Raw genomic sequence first — 21,150 nt, 5'->3', positions numbered from 1 at the left:
TTTCCACGACATTGGGAATCACTAAAATTGGTTTGTGTGAAAAGTAGGAAACAACTAGAAGAAATCTTTCGGAAAAAGCCTTTGAAGGTCCGAAGCATAAACATATACCTTCCCTCCTATTTTCGTGGTGCGAAATAATCCATCGCGCTTGAATTGCTCGAATTTCGATCTTGACCATCCCATCTTTTTGCAAACGTGTGATGGCTGTAACTTTTCAAGCGATTCGTTACTTTCTTTCCGTGTTTCAAGCTTTTTAAGCACTTCATCCAAGCGCTTATTGATTTCCTCACGCATGGCTGTCAATTCACTGTTGACTTGCTTTTTGTTCTCTACAGTTTTCATGAATTATGATTTGTTGTTATTTACAATGCAATGATAGAAATAAATGTTGCAATAATTCAAACAAAACATTTATATTTTTTTTCACTTCTTTATACGAAGAAATTTACTTTAAAAAAAAAGCGCCTTAGGCTTGGCGAAATAATACTTATCTAACAGATAATCAATATCTTGATAGAAAACAGCTACCCTTTGTGGATCTAGTTGTAAAGTATCGACAAATCTTTTCTTAAAGTCACCCTGAGCATAGTCCAAGACACTAGCTCCCAATAACCCATACTCAGCATCCCTAAGCTTAAATTGTTTATAGAGTATTTTCCAAGTCCAGAATACTTCCGAAAATTTTTGTTTGATCCCTGGCTTCAACAATTTTTGAGTCTCAAAATACCTCAATAATTCGAGAGGGCTGATAGAATAGTCTCCAGCAACAGTTTGAGCAAGTACTTGAAAATCCAGTGAATCTGGTTCTAATTTGAGGTAGTCTTTTATCTCTTCTGCCAATAACCGATCTATGACTTTGTCTAACTCGTAGTAGAAATATTGGAAATCGTAAAAAAGCTCATTGACATTAAATTCATCTTGTTCCTTGTTATCCTTGACCTCATTATAGGCTCGACTGATAAAATCTATTAGGAAAAGGCTTTCCCTTTCTAATATTTTTTCAATCTCCTTGGTTTGGTTTTCAAACTCATTGAGTGTACACCACAAATTAGCTGCACTCTTAATCTTAGCCGTGATTCGATTGAACGTAATACGAACGTAAACAGCATGTTTCCACTTATTCGGTTCTTTTTCTTCCTGTTCGTCATTCACATACGGGCGAATGTAGAGATTCAAATAGTGTTTAACTGTAATCTTTTTAAGCGTACTGTTTACCCTATTTACCTTATTATCATTTATTTCCGCTGTCATCGGAACCTTTGCTGGTCTGCTTAAATATTTTTTTGAGGGCTTCATTTTGAACTTGTTGAACTGCGTGAACGTACTTGTCTGTCTGATCTCTTTTACTGTGTTGAAGTTGGACCTGTACTAATTTGTCGTCTCCTGACAACATATAGAGATTTGTCCCAAAGGTATCTCTCGATGCTTTAAAATACAATTTCGGGTTTACGTATGCCATCCTTGCAATTTTTTTCAAAAGCTTATTTACCTTTTGACTGTACATACCTCGAAAAATTTGCACATCAGGCCTCAATGGCAGATGTTTTTTGATTATCTCAGCTGGAGCTCCGTCAAACAATAAGGAAAGAGGCTTATAATCCAACTTTGACGTTTTCTGAGCTTTGTACTTCAAAGCAATACCATCTGCTGTTATCAGTAAGTTTTCAGCGCAAATTTTGGAACAGTCACTATGCCTAAGACCTGTATAACATGCGAATAGGAACATATCTCTGGCCAACTCCAACTCTTTCTGTTCCGGGGTAAATTCTAAAGCTTCAATCCTCTTTCTTTCCTCAGGTAGCAAAAAGATCACTTCTGTCTCCTCCGTAACTAACTTGAATTTTTTGTAAGGATTACGATCTTCAGGCAGAAAATCATGTAGAATAGCCAAGTTAATGTATTTGCGCAAATGACGATGATACTTCTCTATTGTATTTATACCTTTCCCTCTTTTCGACACAAAATTGTTGAACTCCTGAAGAAAGGCAAAATTCAAGTCACTGAATTCTACTTTTTTTCTGAAAGCGCACAAAGTTTTAAAAGTCACCCGGTGTGTAACTAGAGTTGCCTTGGCTAACTGAGGTTGCTTAGTTAGTTGATCGCGAAAGAACTCCGTGAACGTCAGAATCTCTCTCTTTTTGCTAGGTTTCTTGGACTCAAGGTAGAAATCGAAGTCTTGAAGGCTGAATTGCTTGTGGAGTGCTCGATACTCTATTTCGAAGGTTTCGAGCTCCTCGATTTGATTTCTTAACAACCTTGCCGTGTAAGGATCTTTAGGGACATTTTTACTTCGATCCCACTCTTTCAATGTAAGATGAAGTTTTGTAGAAAAATAGCGACGTTCACCATTTAGATACGCTTGAATCTGAACCAGCCCTCTCCCTTTTTTGCTGGCTTGTTGTTTCCGATCGTATACCAGTTGATACTTGACTTTCATTTGTGCATGGTTTATTGTTGGCACAAACATATAATTTCAATATCGTGAAAAACAGGTATCAAAAAAGTATCAAAAATTATGGTATGATTTAGCACAACATCGTAAAAAATTTCACCTGAATGCAATAACCAAACTTTTATCAAGACCAACATTTGAACGCATTTTTCATTGGAAACATCAGTGAAGTTAGATGACTAAAGCAGAAGGTATCAAAAAAGTATCAATTTTAGGAGAAGCTGCAAATGCCCCAAAAGTGCCTTAAAACCGTCAAAAAAGGGTTAAAAACAAAAAAAGCTCAGATTTCTCTGAGCTTCCTAGCGGTCCGGACGGGACTCGAACCCGCGACCCCATGCGTGACAGGCATGTATTCTAACCAACTGAACTACCGGACCAAAATGTACTAAAGAACGAAACACTTACTTTGTGTTGGCGGTCCGGACGGGACTCGAACCCGCGACCCCATGCGTGACAGGCATGTATTCTAACCAACTGAACTACCGGACCAATTATTTTTTGTCTTTGGTAAACTTTACGAGACTGGCATCTATTAAAAACAATCGCCAAACGCTTTGTGAACTACCGGACTAAACTCTGTTTTTTTTTACTTTTTTGCGTTTTGGTGTCGCTGAAAGTGGTGCAAAAGTACTATTTTTAACTTTCAATGCAATACTTTTGCCAACAAAAAAACAGACTTTTTTTTGAATTATTTTCAATTTTTAAGGCATAATTCTGATTTTTAAATAGTTACACGCTCAAAAAAAATGACAAAAATTAAAGACATTACCCACTTTTTAGAAACCATAGCCCCATTATCCTACCAAGAATCATACGACAACGCTGGTCTTATCGTTGGTGACTCTACGGCCTCCGTTACCAATGTGCTCGTTTCGCTTGACTGCACAGAGGCCGTCGTCGATGAAGCCATTGCCAAAAACTGTAATTTGATTGTCGCCCACCACCCCATTGTATTTAAAGGGTTGAAAAAATTTAATGGGCGCAACTACGTCGAACGTACGGTGATCAAAGCCATTAAAAACGATGTTGCCATTTATGCCACGCATACCAACCTCGACCACGTGGTCGGTGGTGTCAATTTTATGATTGCCGAGCGCCTGGGCTTGCAAAACGTTCGCGTGTTAGCCCCTAAAAAGGATTTGTTGATGAAACTTGTCTTTTTCGTTCCCGTCGAAAACGCGCAATCGGTCGTCGATGCGTTGCACAACGTCGGTGTCGGCCAAATCGGGAATTATGACCATTGTAGCTTTAGCGTAAATGGCACGGGTACTTTTCGACCCAATGAAGCAGCTACGCCTTTTATTGGGAATGCAAATGAAATCGAACATGTAAATGAAAGCCGAGTTGAGGTCATTTTCCCTGCTTATTTGGAAGCAACAGTGATGCAAACGCTCAACGAAACCCATCCGTATGAAGAGGTGGCGCACTATCTTACGCTCTTGCAAAATACCAATCAAGAAGTAGGTGCAGGGGCAATTGGTCTTTTGTCAGAAGGCATTGCAGCTACCGATTTTTTTGCCTATTTGAAACAAAAAATGCAGCTAAATGTCATTCGGCATACCGCCACTTGTTCCCCAATTATTCAGAAAGTTGCCGTTTGTGGAGGCGCAGGAGGATTTTTGTTGAACGACGCGGTTCGCCAACAAGCTGATGTTTTCATCACTTCCGATTATAAATACCATGAGTTTTTTGATGCCGATGGCCGCATCCTCATTTGTGATATTGGACACTATGAAAGCGAAGTTTTTACAAAAGAATTATTGCAACGATATTTGTCGAAAAAATTCATTAATTTTGCGACAATTTTGTCGGAAACTATTACCAATCCAGTAAATTACTACGTGTAAGGTGTCGGTTATCGGACGTAAAGAATGACATTCTAAACTGAACTAACCACACTTCAAACCCAACAAATATGGAACTGACCGTCGCGCAGAAATTAGACTTATTGCTCAAATTGCAGCAAATTGACTCCGAGTTGGATGACATCAAAAAAATACGCGGCGACTTGCCCGAAGAAGTTCGTGATTTAGAAGATGACATTGCGGGGTTTGAAACCCGTATCGGAAAGTTCAACAACGAAATCAGTGTTCTTGACGAAGAAATTAGCCGCCATAAAGCGACTAAGAAAGACGCTGAGAAGTTGATTGCTCGTTATAAGGAGCAACAGATGAACGTTCGTAACAACCGTGAGTACGACGCCATCACGAAAGAAATGGAGCTTCAGACGCTTGAAATTGAACTTGCCGAAAAGAAAATGCGGGAAGCAGAATACAAAATCAAAGCTAAGAAGGAAGAAATCGCAGGAACTGATGGTCTGTTAAAGGAACGTCGCGAAGATTTGAAAGCGAAAAAACAAGAGCTTGATACCATCACTTCTGAAAGCCACGAGGACGAGAAACACTTGTTGGAGCAACGCGAAGCTCAAGCCCAAAAAGTTGAAGACCGTTTGTACAAATCGTACACAAAAATTCGTAACAACTCCGAAAATGGATTGGGCGTAGTGAAAGTAAAACGTGGTGCTTGTGGAGGCTGTTTCAATGTAGTTCCTCCTCAGCGTCAGGCAGATATTCGTGAAAAGAAAAAGATTATTGTTTGTGAACACTGCGGACGTATCTTCGCAGATGTTGACACTGAGTACAAATAGTTTATTGTACTTTTCTAACGCAAAAACGCTTTGGTAACGCTACCAAAGCGTTTTTGTGTTTATGAGCATTTATAAAAATTTCACAGTAACATAATCGCTTGTAGTCCAAATAGTCTGTTTGATTGTATTACTATTGTTGCCGCACTAAATTTTATTTATGAAAACTTCGTCTTTTGGCCTTTCATTATTGTTGGCAGGTTTTGTTCATACCAACCTTCATGCACAAATCAACTACACGAATGCCAACATCCACTCCCACAATGATTATCAGCAAGCAAGCCCATTTTGGGGTGCGCATACGCTTCAATGTGGCTCTATCGAAGCTGACCTTTATTTGTACAATGGAGAGCTGGTCGTGGCCCATTTGCCCTCAGAAGTAAAACCCGACCAAACACTCGCAAAGATGTATTTGCAGCCTTTGCAACAACAGCAAAAGGCGGGCAAGAGTTATCCTTTCCAGTTTCTCATTGACCTTAAAACACCTGCTTCACCTACCCTCGATTCGCTGGTAAGTCAGCTGAGTCGCTACCCCGAACTTTTTGGCGAAGGAAAAAATGCGCGGGTGGTCATCAGTGGCAGTATGCCAACTCCTGCCCAATTCGCCAATTACCCTTCCTGGATTTCATTTGATGGTCGTTTTGAACAAACCTACGATGCTGCCGCCCTCAAGCGTGTGGCACTCATTAGTGCGCCATTTACACTCGTATCTCGTTGGGACGGCAAAGGGCTATTCCCCAAAGAAGACCGCGAAAAGACAGTTGAATACGTTACGCGGGCGCGTCAACAAGGAAAAAAGGTCCGTTTTTGGGGTGCTCCCGACAACGAGGCCATTTGGAAAGAACTCACGGCACTTGGCGTTGATTGGATTGGAACTGACCGCCCACAGGTATTAGCTGATTATTTCAAAAACAATAAACCAGCTGATAATCAGCATACTTACTCATCATCTCCTTATGCTGTATATCAACCTACTTACCGTAGCGATGGTGCTGCCAAAACACCTAAAAACATTATCTTTTTAATCGGGGATGGAATGGGACTTGCTCACATGCAAACGGGGTTGGTCGCTAATCACGGTCAACTTCACTTGGCTTTGTTCAAACGCCTGGGCTTGATGCAAACCCAACCTGCGGAAGGCTATATCACCGATTCGGCGGCGGCTGGAACAGCTTTGGCAACTGGGCATAAAACCAAAAACGGTACCATCGGCCTGGACGCAACCTTGGTGGCGCGTCCGTCGTTGGCGGTTGTTGCACGGCGCAATGGCAAAAAAACGGCGGTTATTTCTTCAGGTCCCATAACGGATGCCACCCCTGCCGTTTTTTATGCCCACCAGCCCAAGCGTAGTATGCAAGAAGAAATTGCGGCAGATTTTCTAAAAGAGCCTACGGATGTATTGGCAGGTGGAGGCACCAAATACTTCTTTGAGCGCAAAGACAAAGCCAATTTGGGCGATTCGTTAGTGGCACGTAATTACTCCGTTATTCGTCGGTATGCCGATATTACTTCTGAAACCAAGAAAGACAAGTTTGTCGTTCTTGACGACCAAGCGGGGCTTTCGATGGAAAAAGGGCGGGGCAATTTTCTACCTTTAACAGTGGGAGAAACGGTCAAACATTTTAAGAAAAATGCCCCAAAAGGCTTCTTTATGATGGCCGAAGGGGCGCAAATTGACTACGCTGGACACGCCAACAATGTCTCTTATGTGATGAATGAAGTCCTTGATTTTGACCAAGCGGTAGCAGAAGCACTTCGTTTTGCCGATCAAGATGGGCAAACGCTCGTTATCGTAACGGCCGACCACGAAACTGGCGCCATGGCCCTTACGGGTGGTAGCGAAAAAGAGGGAATGTTAAAGGCTAATTTTGGTTCAAAAGGCCACTCTGGCATCATGGTTCCTGTGTATGCCTATGGCCCCCAATCGCAGTTATTTGGAGGAATTTATCAGAATACTGAGCTTTCTGATAAAATAAAGTCATTGTTGGAGAAGCGTTAATAACGACACCAACGAATGTGAGGTTTCCTTTACTCCCTGATAGGCGTATTCAATCGCCTCAGGGAGTGCCATTGGGCGGGGCAAAATGGACCTTGCATACGAAAGCCCCAACGACTGTATGTCGTGGGTAGTCAACAGGAGTGTTCCACACAAGGCTATTACAGGAATATTTCTTTCCTTGGCTGCTCGGGCAATCCCTGCAATCAACTTCCCTTGCAGGGTTTGTTCATCCATTTTTCCCTCGCCAGTAAAAACCAAATCGACGCCTGCTAATTGTTCTTCAAAGTGCGTTTGTTCCATCACAATTTTGACGCCTTCTTTGAGGTTGGCCTTGAGAAAAAATAAAAGCCCAAACCCTAGCCCACCTGCTGCGCCAGTACCAGGTTGGTGTGCCAAGTCTATCCCAAAATCACGTTGAATAACCGCTGCTACGTGTTGTAATCCAGCATCTAAGGTTTTTACCGCTGCCTCATCCGCTCCTTTTTGGGGTCCATAAACATAAGCTGCCCCTGAGGGTCCAAAAAGCGGCGCAGTTACGTCGCAAGCTACGTCGATGGTGACGTCAATTACGGGGCTTTCAGGCGGGATAATTTGTTCAATTTGAAGTAAATTTTCGCCGATGGGCGCTAGTTCATGGCCTGTTTTATCACAAAAACGCCAACCAAGTGCCGCCGCCATTCCAATACCCGCATCGGTAGTAGCGCTTCCCCCAATCCCCAAAATAATGTGTTTAGCTCCCGCTTCAATCGCCTTTACGATTAGCTCTCCAGTTCCGTAAGTGCTTGTTTTTAAAGGATTTCGTTCTTCCGAACGAAGCAATTTGAGCCCCGAAGCGCTCGCCATTTCGAGATAAGCCGTTTGGTGGTTGGGACTCATCCCAAAATTGGTTCTAATAGGACGCCACAGCGGATCCATCACTTCCGCTTCTACAAAAAAACCATCCGCATCTTGAGTTAAAATTTCTGCTGTGCCTTCTCCCCCATCTGCCATTGGAATCGCAATCACTTCGGCCGTTGGGTTGGCGGCCAAAATACCATCACGCATGGCGTTACAAACGTCGAGCGCGGTCAGCGAACCTCTAAATTTATCAGGGGCTAAGAGGATTTTCATCAGGGCTTAAAACAGAATACTTTCATCGTCGGTTACCCTTGGCCGCATGTAGGTATTGAGGGTGTCCAATTTAGGGCCACCGCAACCCAAGTTCGCTTCCATGCCATCTGGTTTATAAAAACGCTCGCGACGATACGGCGAACGCTCATTGCCCGCCAAATCAGGGTCTGCATATATTTTTTGCATATAAAGTCCCCATGCAGGCATCGCAATCCGTGCCCCTTGTCCCAGCGCCATCGTCGTAAAGTGCACGTGGTTATCTTCTCCACCTACCCAAACACCCGTCACCAAATTAGGTGTCATCCCCATAAACCAGCCGTCGGTATAGTCTGAGGTCGTACCTGTTTTGGCCGCAATGTCATTATTTTCCGAAAGTCCGTATTGGGTACGAAGGCGCTGCGCCGTTCCCCACGGATCTTCAACGGCACCACGCATGATAAACAACATTTGATACGCCATGCTCGGGCTAATTACCTCTTTTTCATCGACAGGAAACTCTGCCAACACTTGTCCTTCTTTATTTTCGATACGGGTTACAAAACGTGGTTGAACGTGTTTTCCTCCGTTGGCAAAAGTTGAATATGCATTGACCATTTCAAAAACCGATACGTTGGGCGTTCCCAAACAAATGGTTACTTCGGCAGGAATCGGGCTTTTTATCCCTAGTTTATGCGCGTATTCGACCACTTTTTTAGGCCCTACCATGCTCATCAAGCGCGCACTAATGGAGTTGACCGATTTGGCCAACGCTTGGCGCAAGGTAAGTTCTTGACCCGAAAAAGAACCCGTTGAGTTTTTGGGACACCAATCACCGATACAAACCTGTGCATCGCGAATGGTCGTACAGGGCGTGACAAAGCTTTCATTGATGGCCGAACAATACACAAACGGCTTGAAGGTAGAACCAGGTTGGCGCTTTCCTTGATATACTTGGTCGTACTTGAAGTGTTTGAAATTAATTCCTCCTACCCACGCTTTTACATCACCATTTCGGGGATCCATCGACACCATCCCGATGCGCAAAAATTTATTGTAATATTTAATCGAATCCAGCGGACTCATAATCGTGTCACGGTCGCCTTGCCACGAGAAAACCTTCATTTTGATGGGTTTCCGCAATTCTTGCCATATTTTTACCTCATCTTCGCCATACACTTTCTTTAATTCGCGGTAACGCCAGCTTCTGCGTACAGCCCGTTTTTCAAAATAAGGATCGGGCGCATACCCACCGTTTGTTCCTTTCACAACCCAAGGATTCATTTTAAGCTCTTTGAAGTGCGTAAAAAACTTGGTTTGTTGGTCACGCATGTGTTGGTCGGCGGCCTGTTCGGCATAATTCTGCATTCTTGAATCAATCGTCGTATAAATACGAAGTCCATCACGGTACAAGTCATAATCGGTGCCGTTTTCTTGATTATATTGTGTCAACCAAGATTTCATCCAGTCACGAAGCACTTCACGGAAATAAGGCGCAGGCCCAGTATTGTGATTCTCGATGTAAAAATTGAGGGCAAGCGGTTTCAATTTATTTTGTGCAAACTCCTCTACCGTTAAGAAACCATATTTCATCATTTGCCCCAACACCACATTACGGCGTTCCAAAGCCCGCTCTTTGAACAAACGAGGATTAAAACGAGAAGGGTTTTGCAACATCCCTACCAGCAAAGCGGCTTCGGGAAGGTCGAGGTTCCAAGGTTCTTTTTTGAAGTATGTCTTTGCAGCGGTTTTAATCCCATCGGCGTTGTTACCAAACGACACGGTGTTTAGGTACATCGTCATGATTTCTTGTTTGGTATAATTCCGCTCCAACCGCACCGACAAAATCCACTCTTTGGTTTTGGCAATAACGGTTTTTATAATTGGCAAATCTCCCAACGAACCTTTGTATTTGTCGCTGCGGGTTTGAAACAAGTTTTTGGCCAACTGTTGGGTAATTGTACTCCCTCCCCCCGTTGTACCTTGGTCGCTTGACACGAGCCCTTTGAATACCCGAAACATAGAACGGGGGTCAATACCTGAGTGTTTCACAAAACGCGCATCTTCAGTAGCGATAAGCGCCTTCACAAGATTTGGGGAAAGTTGATCAAACTCAACAGGCGTCCGATTTTCAATAAAATATTTTGAGAGCGTCTGCCCGTCGGCCGAAATGATTTCCGAAGCTACTTGACTTTCAGGATTTTCGATGGCTTTTAATTCAGGCATTCCCCCAAAAAGCCAAAAGAAGTTGAAATAGACTGCTACCAAGTACAAAACAGCGCTTCCGATAATAACGGTAGCCAATTGCCAAAATCGAATGATAGGTTTACGGTACTTTCCGTTCAAAAATGCCATAGTAGATGCTTAAATAATACGCCTCAGAACGCAATTATACGGTTTTTAACTGTATTTTTTTTATAATCATGCAAAAAACGTGCAAAACTCGGCATGTTGTTTTGCAAAACTAAATACCCGCTTTTACCAAACCTTTTTAGGGCACAGTTCGTTGTTTAGTGTGTATTTAGATTGACTACATATCATGGAAAAAGCCGAAAAAATCCGTAAGTCGTATATTGATTATGTCCTTGAAAACGGACAACCCCCTGCTTCATTTTATGCTTTTGCCAAAAAATTAAAAATGGCGGAGGCTGAACTCTACGAATTTTATACGTCGTTTGAGTCTATTGAAATGGATGTGTGGAAGTCTTTTTTTGACCAAGCCCTTAAAACTGCCGAAACTGACCCTACCTACCAAGGGTATAGCGTTCGCGAAAAGCTTTTGGCATTTTATTATACATGGGTAGAAGTGCTCAAAGCCAATCGGAGCTTTGTTTCATATAGTTACCGCAAACTTCCTCAGCCTGTTGCGGCCAAAAATCCCCAAGAACTTCGTCTTTTTAAAGAAGCTTTCTTGACGTTTGCGCATGATTTGATGTACGAAGGACGCGAAAGTAAGGAAGTGATTGCTCGTCCCTACATTGCCAATAAATATCCCGAAGCTGTTTGGCTCAACACGCTTTATATTTTAGACTTTTGGGTAAAAGATACCAGTCGAAATTTTGAATTAACGGATACCGCCATCGAAAAAACGGTGAATACAGGCTTCGATTTAATGGGTCGTTCGATTGTGGATACCGTGGTTGACTTAGCAAAATTCATGTATCAGAACCGATGAAAACACAAGATAGTATCCCCACCTCCAAAGTGGCACGGGCCACTCAGTTCTTAAAAACAGGGGCAAAAATTGGCGGGAATTACCTGAAATACAACGTCAAAAAAATCATTGACCCCACCACGACTCGGGAAGAATTGCACCAAGACAACGCCACCGACGTTTATGAGTCATTGAGTGAATTGAAGGGCTCGGCCTTAAAAGTTGCCCAAATGCTCAGCATGGACCGCAGTGTTTTACCGCGTGCCTACGTCGATAAGTTTCAAATGTCACAATACTCCGCACCGCCGTTGTCGGGGCCGCTGGTCGTGAAGACATTTCGGAATTTCTTTGGCAAAGCTCCGCACGAACTCTTCGACCAATTTGACATCAATGCGGCCAATGCAGCCTCTATTGGACAAGTCCATCAAGCGTTTAAAAATGGAAAAAAATTAGCCGTCAAGGTACAATACCCAGGCGTAGCCGATAGCATTAGCTCGGATTTAAAAATGGTCAAACCCATGGCAGTGACCTTGTTTGGCCTCAATGAAAAAGACGTAGAGCGATATACCGAAGAGGTAGAAACCAAACTTTTGGAAGAAACCGACTATGACCTTGAATTGCGTCGTTCGGTGGAAATATCGGAAGCGTGTAAACACATTGATGGTCTTATTTTCCCAAAATACTACCCCAACCTTTCGGCCAAACGGGTTTTGACAATGGATTGGTTGGACGGGTTTCACCTCAAAGATTTTCTCCAAACAAATCCGTCTCAGGAGGTTCGCAATCGGATTGGACAGTTGCTTTGGGATTTTTACGACCACCAAGTACACAGCCTGCGCCAAGTTCATGCCGACCCGCACCCTGGCAATTTCTTGATGCGCGCCGATGGCACCATGGGCGTCATTGATTTTGGCTGTGTCAAAGTCATTCCAGACTACTTTTACGACAATTATTTTACGCTAATCAATCCCGACACGCTGGATGATGATCCGTTGATTGAAAAAATCTTCTATAACCTCGAATTTTTGGTCAAAGAAGACAAACCCAGCGAAAAAGCCTTGTTTAAAGATTTGTTTAAACAAATGATTGTGATGTTGGGCAAACCTTTTGCCGTCGATGAATTTGACTTCGGCGACCATACCTATTTTGATTCGGTCTATGCGTTTGCCGATGAACTAGCCAAAGTGGAAGAAATCAGAAATTCAAAAGTGGCGCGTGGTTCAAAAGATGGGTTGTACATCAACCGCACCTATTTTGGACTCTATTCGATGCTCAATGAATTAGGCGCTAAAGTGAAAACCACACGTCCTGATTGGCTACGAAGTAAGAAAGAAATGGAGCTTATGTCCTAACAATTCACAAAAAAGCCATTGAGGAAAGTTCAATGGCTTTTTTGATTATTCTCGTTTCAACGTTTTTATATCCTCTACCAACTGCTCGATTTCCAGCGGAAGTGTGCCATTGTAAATTCCTCTTATTCGAAGATTTTTATCTACTAAAATGAAATTTTCGGTATGTAAAAAATCGTTTTCACCTTTTCGAATCCCCAAGTTTTCATCCGCAAAATACGACCGACGCGCTGTCTCATACAGGTCTTTACGATTTCCTGTCAACAACTCCCATTTACTAGCTTCAACTTGATGCTGCTGCGCATAGGCTCGTAACACAGCCACCGAATCTCGCTCTGGTAACACACTGAATGACAACAGTTTTACATCGTTATCACTGCTAAATGTACGTTGTAATTCTTTCATATTTCCCATGGTTCGCGGACAGAGACTTGGGCAGGCCGTAAAGAAAAAATTAGCCACGTGAATTTTACCCCGTAAGGAATCCGAATCCACCCATTGATCTGCTTGATTTTTAAAAACAAATTTCTTCAACTGGTGGATGGTATCCATTGAGGCCAACGACGCTACCCAATGCGGGGTAAAATCGGGCGTGTGATAATAGGGCAATTGGGTCGTGTTTCGTTGTTCAGTTATTGGTTGACAAGAACAAGCAATAACCACTACAAATCCAAAAAAACAAAAACGTGTCAACATGGCTGAAAATAAGTACGTTATATTTTTATTGAAGTGGTCTCCCGTTCGTTTTCGCCCATGCAGCCTTTGGCACCGAGTAGCCCAAATCGCCGTCCGTTCTGAATGACATAATTGGCTTTGATTTGCCCATCCACGTACCACATTTGTTGTTTTCCTTCGGGTTGGCCTTCGTTATTGTAAGTGCTCAGGCTGTACATTTGCCCATTTTCAAACCATTCGTGATGAGTTCCTGTGGCTACATCCTCCGAAAAACGATAGTCAAATTTAGGAATCCCATTGGGCCACCAGCCTTTGTGCAAGCCATTTTTGTGGTTACTGTGGTAAGTTCGTTGTTCGGCTAATTGCCCATTTTCGTACCATTTTCGGTGGATTCCTTCCGCTCTTCCTTGCCAATACCCTTCTTTTGAATGTATTTTTTGGGAAGGAAAACGCACCAAAATGTAACCCGAGAAAGGCTCATTTTTGTACAGTAGCAACCCATTTTGAAAACGAAATGCTGAGTCATTTTTCGCAACCTCAATGACTTTATCAGGAATTGAAATTTGAGCAGGCTGGCATCCCAGTAGTCCAACAAAAATGAGCATTATCCATCCCTTTTTCATTTGGTGACTGTTCCAGGTTTTCCGTAAAAACCCGACCCACTGATGTAAGGGTCTTCAGCCGTAATGTGGTAGTGATAAATCCCATTCGGGTATTCGGCCGTGGCGTGTGAATGGCCATGATACGCATCCAAATCGCTATTAGTTACTTTTTTCCCATTTTCAACGGGGCCATACACGGGATAACCATCCAATAAAAAGCCTAAAAGTGCGCCAGTTCCTTTGGTTTTGGTCAAATACAAAGGCTCAACGTGGTAATGGTACGTACCACTGGGATCGGGATGGCCGTTGTACTGGTCAAATGAATTGATTTCATTGGTCAAAGGAGTATTTGGCCCTGCGTATTGATTGTAAAACGGAACCCCATTGAGCGATACGCCAATCGGACCGAGGGGCGTTGCTTGGGGTGAGGATGCTTTTGCAGGAGTGATGGGGATTCTAAACGTGTAATTTTGGGTAGAAATACGATTGGGATTAATGGCAAACTTTGAATTTGTTCCATTATAAGCCTCGTAATTAGCATTACTTGACCCAAAATAGGGGCTTTTGTGGTCTGGCGTTGCCGTACTTTTAATCACCACATAATCACCATCAACGTAGGCATTCAAGCTGGAGTTAAACGCTTTAAAAGCCGTTGGAAGCGTTGTTGTGTTGGTCGTTGTAGTTGGATCAACACTTTCATTAGAACTACTACACGCCACTATACCCACGATAGCGAACGCGAAACCAAAAATAACCTTCATTTTAGATAGCTGGTTAAAAATGTAACAGATTGATTTTTACCATTGCAGACTGCAAGGAGAGGTTATTTCATACGGGGAGTAAAAGCTAAAGGTTGAGGTTTAGACGGAATTTACCCAAAAAGTTTGCGATACATTGCCGTTTTTTTAAAAGATATTTTTCAAATCACTCACTTACCTTGGAGGTGGCGGAGGTGGCATTGGTCCATCGGGGCGTTCTGCGGGTCTTTCGGGGTTGGCTGCCAATCGACGTAGCATTTCATCAATGACCGTATCAAATTTCTTTTGTTGTTCGGGGGAACATATTTTGCGGACATCGCTAAAATGTTGAAAGGTAATTTTATCAATTTGAGCCATTTTTTCGGCAATTGCTTTTGATTTTTGTACCAATGCACTATCCCCTACTTCGGCTTGCCCGATGTGTCGAAAATACGCTTCTTTCATCTGACGAATACTGTCGCGTAGTGCCTTCGTTTTTTGGTGATGGTCTTCGCGCAAAACCCGAAATTCCTCTTTTTGTTGCGGCGTGAAAGCCAACTCTTGCTCTAAAAACTGCCCAGGATTTTCACCTCGGGGGCCATTTGGTCGCCCTTGCGGAGAAAACCACATCCAGCCCACTAACCCTAAGTTGAGTAAAAACAACGCAAGGGTAATTGGCCAAAGATAGTTGGATGAAAGTACGTTTTTCATGAGTTACATCTAGTTTGTATCAAACCCACTAAAGTCGTTGAGGCCATAATCGTTGGCAAACTGCTCTCCAGACTCAGCGTTTGAGGAACGGTGTGAGACTTGATAAATCGTCCATACATTTAGAAGAATAACCACTCCCAAAAACGCATAAGCATACGCAGGTCGCCAATGCCAGCCCGTTTTTACTTGCTTTTTTTTCTCCATTCGCGCCTGCAAACGGGTATAGAAAAAAGGCGTAGGTTCGGCGGACTTTATTCCCTCCAGCGATTGAAGCGTCCGCTCAATCTCCTCCTCTATTTGGTAATTCTTTTTCATGGTTTTTATTCTTTTTTATGGCTATTGAGATGTATAATACGTTTTCAACAAAGATTTTAGATTCGTTTTAGCTCGAAACATCAACGATTCCACCGACGACAACGACACTTGCATCACTTCCGTAATCTCCTGATAGCTCAATCCCTCCACGTGGTGCAGGGTGAAGGCAATTTTTTGGTTATCCGACAACTGATTGATGGCCTTGAACAGCACCGACGCTCGTTCTTTATTTTCCAATTCGACCCCTGGATGCACAAAATCAATCGGTTCGTACACGGCTTCGTTGTTTTCTCCAAATAAACTACTCAAAAAACCTCCCCATCGCTTTTGAGCCTTCTTTTTCCGATACGCTTCTAAAGCTTTGGTTGTGGCAATTCGGTAAATCCATGAGCTTACCTTGGCTTCACCCCTAAACGTATCAATCGACTCATACACTTCCATAAACACCTCTTGAGCGACGTCTTCTGCTTCTTCGGGGTGCTGAACAATGGCCAATACCGTATTAAACACTTTCGTTTGATAGTGCTCAACTAAGTATCGAAACGCCACCGCTTGGCGTGATTGTAGTCCTTGAAGAAGTTCTAAATCGTTCAAATGGAATCAGATTTATTCGTTTAGATGCACCTTCTTCTAAAAACTTGCGGTCAACGGTGATTTTTTTTTGGAAATATTTCAAACGCAGGATACGGATTCCCTTCTAGGGAAAGAATCCCCAGTTGACCAACCGTACGTAAAAGCGTCACAGAAGCCACCCTGCTTGCCGACAAACTCTTCAAAATTCCTGATAACCAATCTTTTGCAAAACCAGTCGATTGGCGTGGGTCTATTTGTTTTGAAAGGGGAATTTGAACATCGGCAGGGGAAGAAGCGTACGGATTGGCGCGGGCTCGTAGCGAAATAAAATTGATGTGAACGGGTTTATCATACAAATGTTCGGCGCTTTCTACTTGGTATTCCAGCGTTTCGGCATTTTCTAAAATCGTAAGATTGTCGAAGGCATGAGCCTGCGGATGGTAGGAAAACGTGACAAAATCGGCTTCTTTGGCCTCAAAACGGTTGCGGTTTAGTTCCGTAAAATTGTAATTGGTACCTACCCCAAATTTTACGTTCGGAAGTTGATTTTTTAAAGTTGGAATTAGGTCAATGATTCGTTGCGGCGTAGTTACCTCATTTGTAGAAAACAACAAAACACTACTGATATTCAAGCGATTCTGTTGACAGATAAACACAAATTCTTCCAAGTTTTTTTCTTCCTCTTCTCCTATCGTAAGGGCTACTTCCAAAGGCAAACCAAGGTCAAAGGCATTTTCGCAGTGGGTAGAAAATTCAGTAATCCACGAGGCGGAAGGAAGTGTAAGGTCGATGCGATAATGCGTTAACTTTAGCTTTTTTAACTGGTCGATGGCTTCCTTTGTCAATTCTATAGATTCAACTGACGCCCCTATTCCCAGTTGATAGGCAGTTGCTTTCGGGGGTAAAACGGCTTCCTCTGGCTTAATTTCTAACGTTGGATTTTCAATGGGCGGTTGGAGCGTAATTCGTTGAAAAACAGTGTTTCCTTTTTTATGCAAAACAGGAAATGGCTTGGACAAAGGTGTACAAAACGTTTTAAAAGACGCATCTCCCCAATTTCGCTGGTCTTCGGTTTCAAACGTATCTCCCTCAAAATCCATTTGATACGCCGCTCCTCCCGCCACTTGCCAAGTCATCGAACGAATCATCAAAAAAGGGTCTTCTGGCGAAATGTATTGGGGAAAAATAGACGTAGAACTGGCACCATCTTCATGAAGAAGAGAAACGGGCTGATTCGCGATTCCTTTGATAGGATGTAACACGCAAAACCCAGCTCTGTTGCTCCATACGTCCGTCAATGCTTTTCCAGAAATTTCAAAGCTAATTATTCCATCGTAGGCGCCATTGATAGCTACCTCCCACTCAAAAATCGGCGTTGAAGCTTCATCTACGTGGTTACACTTATAATGAATTTGAAAGCTAGTATCCTCTTTTTGAACAATTTCATCAAAAATGACTTTGTCAAACGTGCCCCAATTGTGGTCACGTAAGGCAAAATAAATCATCCGAACTACTTCTTTCCCTTGATGTTTTAACTGACGAATGCTCCCTTGTTCGTATAAAAACGCATACTTTCCCGCTTGTAATATCATTAACAATTTGTTTTGTATTAACATTTAAAACCCAAAAAAGGCCACTTTTTATATCAAAATAGCCTATCATTTTATCAAGAACTTACTGTACTCACACAACAACTTTTGGGTGTTCTTGGCATTTGGCTACCCATTAATTGTACTTTTCCAATTCACAATTTGGGCTTTATTTGTATTATTCCGACCTTTGTGGTACATTCATCAAACAGCAATACCATGATCGCAATTAATTTTGAACACATTAAAGCCTATTTTGAACTTGCTCAATCTAAGAACTTGTTCAAACGTTTTTTGACTTGGTTTCTACGTCATCAATCGGCCTTTGAAACCATCGCCCGTACTGGACAACCTTTTGGAGGAAACGTCTTTAAATAACCCATAAAAAGCAAAACACCGCGCCCAAACTAAAAACCAAAACTTCGTTCGCATTTACTCTTTCGTGCGCGGTGTTGCTTTATATCATGTAGCATTAGTGTTTTTCTTCCCAAATTTGGCAAAGGTTCACGATTACCTCGACTGCTTTTTGCATGTCTTGAACCGAAACCCATTCCAATTTTGAGTGAAAAGCGTGGCCACCCGTGAAGATATTCGGACATGGCAAGCCCATGAAGGAAAGTCGGGAGCCATCAGTCCCCCCTCGGATGCTTCTTTTTAACGGAGTCAACCCTGAGCGGCGGATTGCTTCCCATACGTATTCCGAGACATGCGGGTGGTTATCAAGCACTTCTTTCATGTTTCGGTATTGTTCAATGACCTCAAAATCGGCCGTTGAATGGGGATATTGTTGTAAAACTTGGACAAGAATCCCTTTGAGGTAGCCTTCTTTTTCGTGAAGCCCTGCCACCGTAAAATCGCGAATGATGAAGCCAAGGGTCACTTTTTCTTGGATTCCTTCGATGTTTGTCGGGTGGATAAACCCTTGTTTTTCTTCGGTCGTTTCGGGCGAAAGGGCGTCTTTTGGCAAAGCGGCGATCACATCCGCCGCAATTTTAAGGGCATTTTCGAGTTTCCCTTTGGCAAAACCTGGATGCGCACTGATGCCACGAATGGTAATTTTTACAGCGTCGGCACTGAAGGTTTCGTCTTCAAACGACCCAAGGCTTTCGCCGTCGATGGTATAGCCAAAATCGGCACCTAACTTGGCGAGGTCCACTTTATTTGTTCCTCGACCAATTTCTTCGTCGGGGGTAAAGAGGATTTTAATCGTACCGTGCTTAATTTCAGGGTGTTCCAACAAATAACGTACGGCATCCATGATTTCGGAAACCCCTGCTTTGTTGTCAGCCCCCAATAACGTGGTGCCGCTGGCAGTCACGATGTCATTGCCAATTTGTGCGTCTAAATCAGGGTGTTCCGAGCGACGAATCACCTGCGCAGGGTCGTCGGGTAGTACAATGTCTGTGCCGTCCCAAGCCTTGTGCACAATCGGTTTGACACCCGCACCTGAGCAATCGGGAGAGGTATCCACGTGTGAACAAAAGCAAATGACAGGAACGTTTAATTTATCCGTATTGGCGTGAAGGGTTGCATATACATAGCCGTATTCGTCGAGGTGGGCATCCACAACCCCCATTTCAAACAATTCGGTCACCAACATCCGACTCAGGTTTTTCTGTTTTTCGGTCGAAGGTTGTAACGTGGAATTAGGATCTGATTGGGTATCAATTTGAACGTATCTTAGAAACCGTTCGAGTACTGTTGATGACATAAAAGGTTAAATTGGGTTTAAGTTTATTGAGACTTTCCAAGTTTCTTGTTTTTACTCAGGTTAAACGCATTTAAAAAACAGCCTCGTAGAGGCAAAACCTTTGTAGTGAAAGAGGTCACCGAGCGTCGGCCGCCCCGAAGGGGCTTTAGGGGGGAGGTAATTATTTCTTTCTACGAAGATTTGGCTCCTCTGGAGCAATAAATAGTCACTTTTTCTTTTTAATGCGTTCAACCTAGTTTTTGCTAAGTTAAACTTGGAAAGTCTTGATTATTCTACCGCAGGTTTGAGGTCATCGACGGTAATCGTGCCGCCTGCGTGGGTAAATTTCAGTTTTTTTCCAGTTCCATCCTGTGCTTGCTGCACCCCCCAAAGGGTCAAGCCCTCGGTACTGTAACGGGCTATTTTGTCTTCTTCTTCAATCTGCAACACATTTTGAGGGGCATAATAGGCATATTTTGTCCCATTTTGACTACCACTGAACGTCGCAGGAATGGTTTTGATGGGAGTAGCCACGGTGGCATCTTTCTTTTCTGTTTCCTCGGGTTGCGTAGCTTGATGCTCGCGCACAAACGACGCAAGTTCCGCACACAAAGCGGCTACTTTGGCTTTGAGTCCATCGTTGAACATGTCGCCAATCATCACCATTCCTGATTGCCACTGCCCCATTCCTCCCAATTCGGCACTGTTGAATTGCACTTGAAAACCACTTGTGGTTTGTAATCCTTCCAATAACGTCCGTACAGTTGCTTCGGTTATCTGGTATTTGGCGGCGATATCGTGAATTTTTGACATGGCAGTAGCTGATTTTTGGTTAATTGTATAGTATTAATACTACTAAAAAATCATACCAATCCTAGTTATAACTGCTTCAGCAACTCCCAATCTCCTATTGCTTTTAGGTATAGGAAATCAAGTAAAATACCATTGACGTTGTTGATGAGTCGGTGGCCTTCCAAAAATGGCAAAACACAAGTTACAATCCGCTCATTTTCAGAGGCTTCCCCCATAAATCGCTGGTCGTACGACATGATTTTTTCTTTGGGAAGCTCTATCTCACAATAAAAATAGTACATCGCTTCATCGCTTGTGCCCGTTGAAGGATATGCAGGAGCATCCATGAGCCTAACCAGCTGACTTTGTGACACTTCAATCCCAGTCTCTTCCCATACCTCTTTGGCGGCCACTTTGTAAGCGTCCGATTCGCTGTCGAGCATTCCTGCGGGGTGTTCGTACGTGAGCGACCCGTCACAGATACGCCTTTGACGTACCAAAAGTAAATATTTTTCTTTCGTTAGTTCATCAATCAAACATACCAATACGCAAAGCACCTCTCCTTTTAAAAAACAAATAGGGGGAATTTTATCACCTTCAGGCGTAGTGGCATCGAGCATGAGTAGTGAAAACAATGCCTCACCTTTATGGTTGTGGCGGGTAAATTTTTCATCAATTTGATGAATATTGAGGCCATTTTTCAACAATCGACCTTTCCAAAGATTAAATTTGTGGGAGTCAAATACGTTTTCTTTCATCCGAAGCAAAATTTAGCCACAAAG

Annotated in this window: 21 protein-coding genes and 2 tRNA genes; 6 read left to right on the top strand and 17 right to left on the bottom strand. The window is 42.9% G+C overall.

Annotated elements, in window-relative coordinates; genetic code table 11:
- Nucleotides 1–54: 54 nt before the first annotated feature.
- From FHS57_RS08045 to FHS57_RS08025, 5 genes are all read right to left on the bottom strand, one after another.
- On the bottom strand, nt 55–342 hold the full coding sequence (locus FHS57_RS08045; RefSeq protein ID WP_183972352.1) for a hypothetical protein: 288 nt from the start codon (nt 340–342) through the stop codon (nt 55–57).
- A 108-nt stretch (nt 343–450) separates the two neighbouring features.
- A complete protein-coding gene (locus tag FHS57_RS08040) occupies nt 451–1,296 on the bottom strand; it encodes a hypothetical protein (RefSeq protein ID WP_183972351.1) in 846 nt (281 codons plus the stop codon).
- On the bottom strand, nt 1,232–2,437 hold the full coding sequence (locus FHS57_RS08035) for a site-specific integrase (protein ID WP_183972350.1): 1,206 nt from the start codon (nt 2,435–2,437) through the stop codon (nt 1,232–1,234). Before FHS57_RS08035 ends, FHS57_RS08040 begins: the two co-directional genes overlap by 65 nt.
- A gap of 318 nt (nt 2,438–2,755) precedes the next feature.
- Nucleotides 2,756–2,829, bottom strand: a tRNA-Asp gene (locus FHS57_RS08030).
- A gap of 35 nt (nt 2,830–2,864) precedes the next feature.
- A tRNA-Asp gene (locus FHS57_RS08025) sits at nt 2,865–2,941 on the bottom strand.
- Between the two features lie 257 nt (nt 2,942–3,198).
- On the opposite strand from FHS57_RS08025, the gene FHS57_RS08020 reads away from it, so the two are divergent.
- From FHS57_RS08020 to FHS57_RS08010, 3 genes are all read left to right on the top strand, one after another.
- Nucleotides 3,199–4,299, top strand: coding sequence for a Nif3-like dinuclear metal center hexameric protein (locus FHS57_RS08020; RefSeq protein ID WP_183972349.1), 1,101 nt, complete (start codon nt 3,199–3,201; stop codon nt 4,297–4,299).
- A gap of 68 nt (nt 4,300–4,367) precedes the next feature.
- Complete coding sequence (locus FHS57_RS08015; RefSeq protein WP_183972348.1) at nt 4,368–5,099, top strand: zinc ribbon domain-containing protein; 732 nt, start codon at nt 4,368–4,370, stop codon at nt 5,097–5,099.
- A gap of 157 nt (nt 5,100–5,256) precedes the next feature.
- Entirely contained in the window at nt 5,257–7,095 is a 1,839-nt protein-coding gene (locus FHS57_RS08010) for an alkaline phosphatase (RefSeq protein WP_183972347.1), read from the top strand.
- Here the strand turns inward: FHS57_RS08010 and FHS57_RS08005 are convergent.
- Nucleotides 7,075–8,205 carry a glycerate kinase gene (locus tag FHS57_RS08005; protein WP_183972346.1) on the bottom strand — a complete coding sequence of 377 codons (1,131 nt, stop codon included), beginning with the start codon at nt 8,203–8,205 and terminating at the stop codon, nt 7,075–7,077. The genes FHS57_RS08010 and FHS57_RS08005 overlap by 21 nt on opposite strands.
- Nucleotides 8,206–8,211: 6 nt before the next feature.
- Nucleotides 8,212–10,536 (bottom strand): penicillin-binding protein 1A, encoded by a 2,325-nt coding sequence (locus FHS57_RS08000; protein WP_183972345.1) that lies wholly within the window; start codon nt 10,534–10,536, stop codon nt 8,212–8,214.
- 184 nt (nt 10,537–10,720) lie between these two features.
- On the opposite strand from FHS57_RS08000, the gene FHS57_RS07995 reads away from it, so the two are divergent.
- Together FHS57_RS07995 and FHS57_RS07990 are read left to right on the top strand one after the other, a co-directional pair.
- Nucleotides 10,721–11,356 (top strand): TetR family transcriptional regulator C-terminal domain-containing protein, encoded by a 636-nt coding sequence (locus tag FHS57_RS07995; RefSeq protein WP_183972344.1) that lies wholly within the window; start codon nt 10,721–10,723, stop codon nt 11,354–11,356.
- Nucleotides 11,353–12,687 (top strand): ABC1 kinase family protein, encoded by a 1,335-nt coding sequence (locus FHS57_RS07990; protein ID WP_183972343.1) that lies wholly within the window; start codon nt 11,353–11,355, stop codon nt 12,685–12,687. Before FHS57_RS07995 ends, FHS57_RS07990 begins: the two co-directional genes overlap by 4 nt.
- A 45-nt stretch (nt 12,688–12,732) precedes the next feature.
- Here FHS57_RS07990 and FHS57_RS07985 read toward each other — a convergent pair whose 3' ends face one another.
- The 7 genes from FHS57_RS07985 to FHS57_RS07955 all read right to left on the bottom strand — a co-directional run bounded on the left by FHS57_RS07985 (nt 12,733) and on the right by FHS57_RS07955 (nt 17,889).
- Nucleotides 12,733–13,293, bottom strand: coding sequence for an SCO family protein (locus FHS57_RS07985; protein ID WP_229601286.1), 561 nt, complete (start codon nt 13,291–13,293; stop codon nt 12,733–12,735).
- Nucleotides 13,294–13,397: 104 nt separating this feature from the next.
- A complete protein-coding gene (locus FHS57_RS07980) occupies nt 13,398–13,964 on the bottom strand; it encodes a toxin-antitoxin system YwqK family antitoxin (protein ID WP_183972341.1) in 567 nt (188 codons plus the stop codon).
- Between the two features lie 14 nt (nt 13,965–13,978).
- Nucleotides 13,979–14,722, bottom strand: a complete 744-nt coding sequence (locus FHS57_RS07975; protein WP_183972340.1) for a YHYH protein — start codon at nt 14,720–14,722, stop codon at nt 13,979–13,981.
- 171 nt (nt 14,723–14,893) lie between these two features.
- Nucleotides 14,894–15,409: a Spy/CpxP family protein refolding chaperone gene (locus tag FHS57_RS07970; RefSeq protein WP_183972339.1), complete on the bottom strand. Its 516-nt coding sequence runs from the start codon at nt 15,407–15,409 to the stop codon at nt 14,894–14,896.
- A gap of 9 nt (nt 15,410–15,418) precedes the next feature.
- The gene (locus tag FHS57_RS07965; RefSeq protein ID WP_183972338.1) at nt 15,419–15,724 is read right to left on the bottom strand and encodes a hypothetical protein; all 306 of its coding nucleotides are present in this window, start codon (nt 15,722–15,724) and stop codon (nt 15,419–15,421) included.
- Between the two features lie 21 nt (nt 15,725–15,745).
- Nucleotides 15,746–16,318, bottom strand: a complete 573-nt coding sequence (locus tag FHS57_RS07960) for an RNA polymerase sigma factor (RefSeq protein ID WP_183972337.1) — start codon at nt 16,316–16,318, stop codon at nt 15,746–15,748.
- 50 nt (nt 16,319–16,368) lie between these two features.
- The gene (locus FHS57_RS07955; RefSeq protein ID WP_183972336.1) at nt 16,369–17,889 is read right to left on the bottom strand and encodes a D-apionate lactonase family protein; all 1,521 of its coding nucleotides are present in this window, start codon (nt 17,887–17,889) and stop codon (nt 16,369–16,371) included.
- A gap of 216 nt (nt 17,890–18,105) precedes the next feature.
- On the opposite strand from FHS57_RS07955, the gene FHS57_RS07950 reads away from it, so the two are divergent.
- Complete coding sequence (locus FHS57_RS07950) at nt 18,106–18,264, top strand: hypothetical protein (protein ID WP_164489961.1); 159 nt, start codon at nt 18,106–18,108, stop codon at nt 18,262–18,264.
- A 94-nt stretch (nt 18,265–18,358) separates the two neighbouring features.
- On the opposite strand, the gene pepT is transcribed toward FHS57_RS07950, so the two are convergent.
- From pepT to FHS57_RS07935, 3 genes are all read right to left on the bottom strand, one after another.
- The gene (gene pepT, locus FHS57_RS07945; RefSeq protein WP_183972335.1) at nt 18,359–19,597 is read right to left on the bottom strand and encodes a peptidase T; all 1,239 of its coding nucleotides are present in this window, start codon (nt 19,595–19,597) and stop codon (nt 18,359–18,361) included.
- Between the two features lie 267 nt (nt 19,598–19,864).
- Nucleotides 19,865–20,389, bottom strand: a complete 525-nt coding sequence (locus tag FHS57_RS31655) for a hypothetical protein (protein ID WP_221225572.1) — start codon at nt 20,387–20,389, stop codon at nt 19,865–19,867.
- A gap of 65 nt (nt 20,390–20,454) precedes the next feature.
- Nucleotides 20,455–21,126 carry an NUDIX hydrolase gene (locus FHS57_RS07935; RefSeq protein ID WP_183972334.1) on the bottom strand — a complete coding sequence of 224 codons (672 nt, stop codon included), beginning with the start codon at nt 21,124–21,126 and terminating at the stop codon, nt 20,455–20,457.
- Nucleotides 21,127–21,150: the final 24 nt, after the last annotated feature.

The sequence above is a fragment of the Runella defluvii genome (assembly GCF_014195535.1).
GTDB classification, from domain to species: domain Bacteria; phylum Bacteroidota; class Bacteroidia; order Cytophagales; family Spirosomataceae; genus Runella; species Runella defluvii.
This window is presented reverse-complemented; position numbering and strand designations above follow the sequence as displayed.

What these genes read in the sequence shown, in the direction of transcription:
- FHS57_RS08020 (WP_183972349.1), top strand. Translation starts at nt 3,199, where the DNA reads ATGACAAAAATTAAAGACATTACCCACTTTTTAGAAACCATAGCCCCA.
- FHS57_RS08000 (WP_183972345.1), bottom strand. Translation starts at nt 10,536, where the DNA reads ATGGCATTTTTGAACGGAAAGTACCGTAAACCTATCATTCGATTTTGG.
- FHS57_RS07990 (WP_183972343.1), top strand. Translation starts at nt 11,353, where the DNA reads ATGAAAACACAAGATAGTATCCCCACCTCCAAAGTGGCACGGGCCACT.
- FHS57_RS07970 (WP_183972339.1), bottom strand. Translation starts at nt 15,409, where the DNA reads ATGAAAAACGTACTTTCATCCAACTATCTTTGGCCAATTACCCTTGCG.
- FHS57_RS08035 (WP_183972350.1), bottom strand. Translation starts at nt 2,437, where the DNA reads ATGAAAGTCAAGTATCAACTGGTATACGATCGGAAACAACAAGCCAGC.
- FHS57_RS08015 (WP_183972348.1), top strand. Translation starts at nt 4,368, where the DNA reads ATGGAACTGACCGTCGCGCAGAAATTAGACTTATTGCTCAAATTGCAG.
- FHS57_RS31655 (WP_221225572.1), bottom strand. Translation starts at nt 20,389, where the DNA reads ATGTCAAAAATTCACGATATCGCCGCCAAATACCAGATAACCGAAGCA.
- FHS57_RS07955 (WP_183972336.1), bottom strand. Translation starts at nt 17,889, where the DNA reads ATGATATTACAAGCGGGAAAGTATGCGTTTTTATACGAACAAGGGAGC.
- FHS57_RS07995 (WP_183972344.1), top strand. Translation starts at nt 10,721, where the DNA reads ATGGAAAAAGCCGAAAAAATCCGTAAGTCGTATATTGATTATGTCCTT.
- FHS57_RS08040 (WP_183972351.1), bottom strand. Translation starts at nt 1,296, where the DNA reads ATGAAGCCCTCAAAAAAATATTTAAGCAGACCAGCAAAGGTTCCGATG.
- FHS57_RS08010 (WP_183972347.1), top strand. Translation starts at nt 5,257, where the DNA reads ATGAAAACTTCGTCTTTTGGCCTTTCATTATTGTTGGCAGGTTTTGTT.
- FHS57_RS08005 (WP_183972346.1), bottom strand. Translation starts at nt 8,205, where the DNA reads ATGAAAATCCTCTTAGCCCCTGATAAATTTAGAGGTTCGCTGACCGCG.
- FHS57_RS08045 (WP_183972352.1), bottom strand. Translation starts at nt 342, where the DNA reads ATGAAAACTGTAGAGAACAAAAAGCAAGTCAACAGTGAATTGACAGCC.
- pepT (WP_183972335.1), bottom strand. Translation starts at nt 19,597, where the DNA reads ATGTCATCAACAGTACTCGAACGGTTTCTAAGATACGTTCAAATTGAT.
- FHS57_RS07935 (WP_183972334.1), bottom strand. Translation starts at nt 21,126, where the DNA reads ATGAAAGAAAACGTATTTGACTCCCACAAATTTAATCTTTGGAAAGGT.
- FHS57_RS07965 (WP_183972338.1), bottom strand. Translation starts at nt 15,724, where the DNA reads ATGAAAAAGAATTACCAAATAGAGGAGGAGATTGAGCGGACGCTTCAA.
- FHS57_RS07980 (WP_183972341.1), bottom strand. Translation starts at nt 13,964, where the DNA reads ATGCTCATTTTTGTTGGACTACTGGGATGCCAGCCTGCTCAAATTTCA.
- FHS57_RS07950 (WP_164489961.1), top strand. Translation starts at nt 18,106, where the DNA reads ATGATCGCAATTAATTTTGAACACATTAAAGCCTATTTTGAACTTGCT.
- FHS57_RS07975 (WP_183972340.1), bottom strand. Translation starts at nt 14,722, where the DNA reads ATGAAGGTTATTTTTGGTTTCGCGTTCGCTATCGTGGGTATAGTGGCG.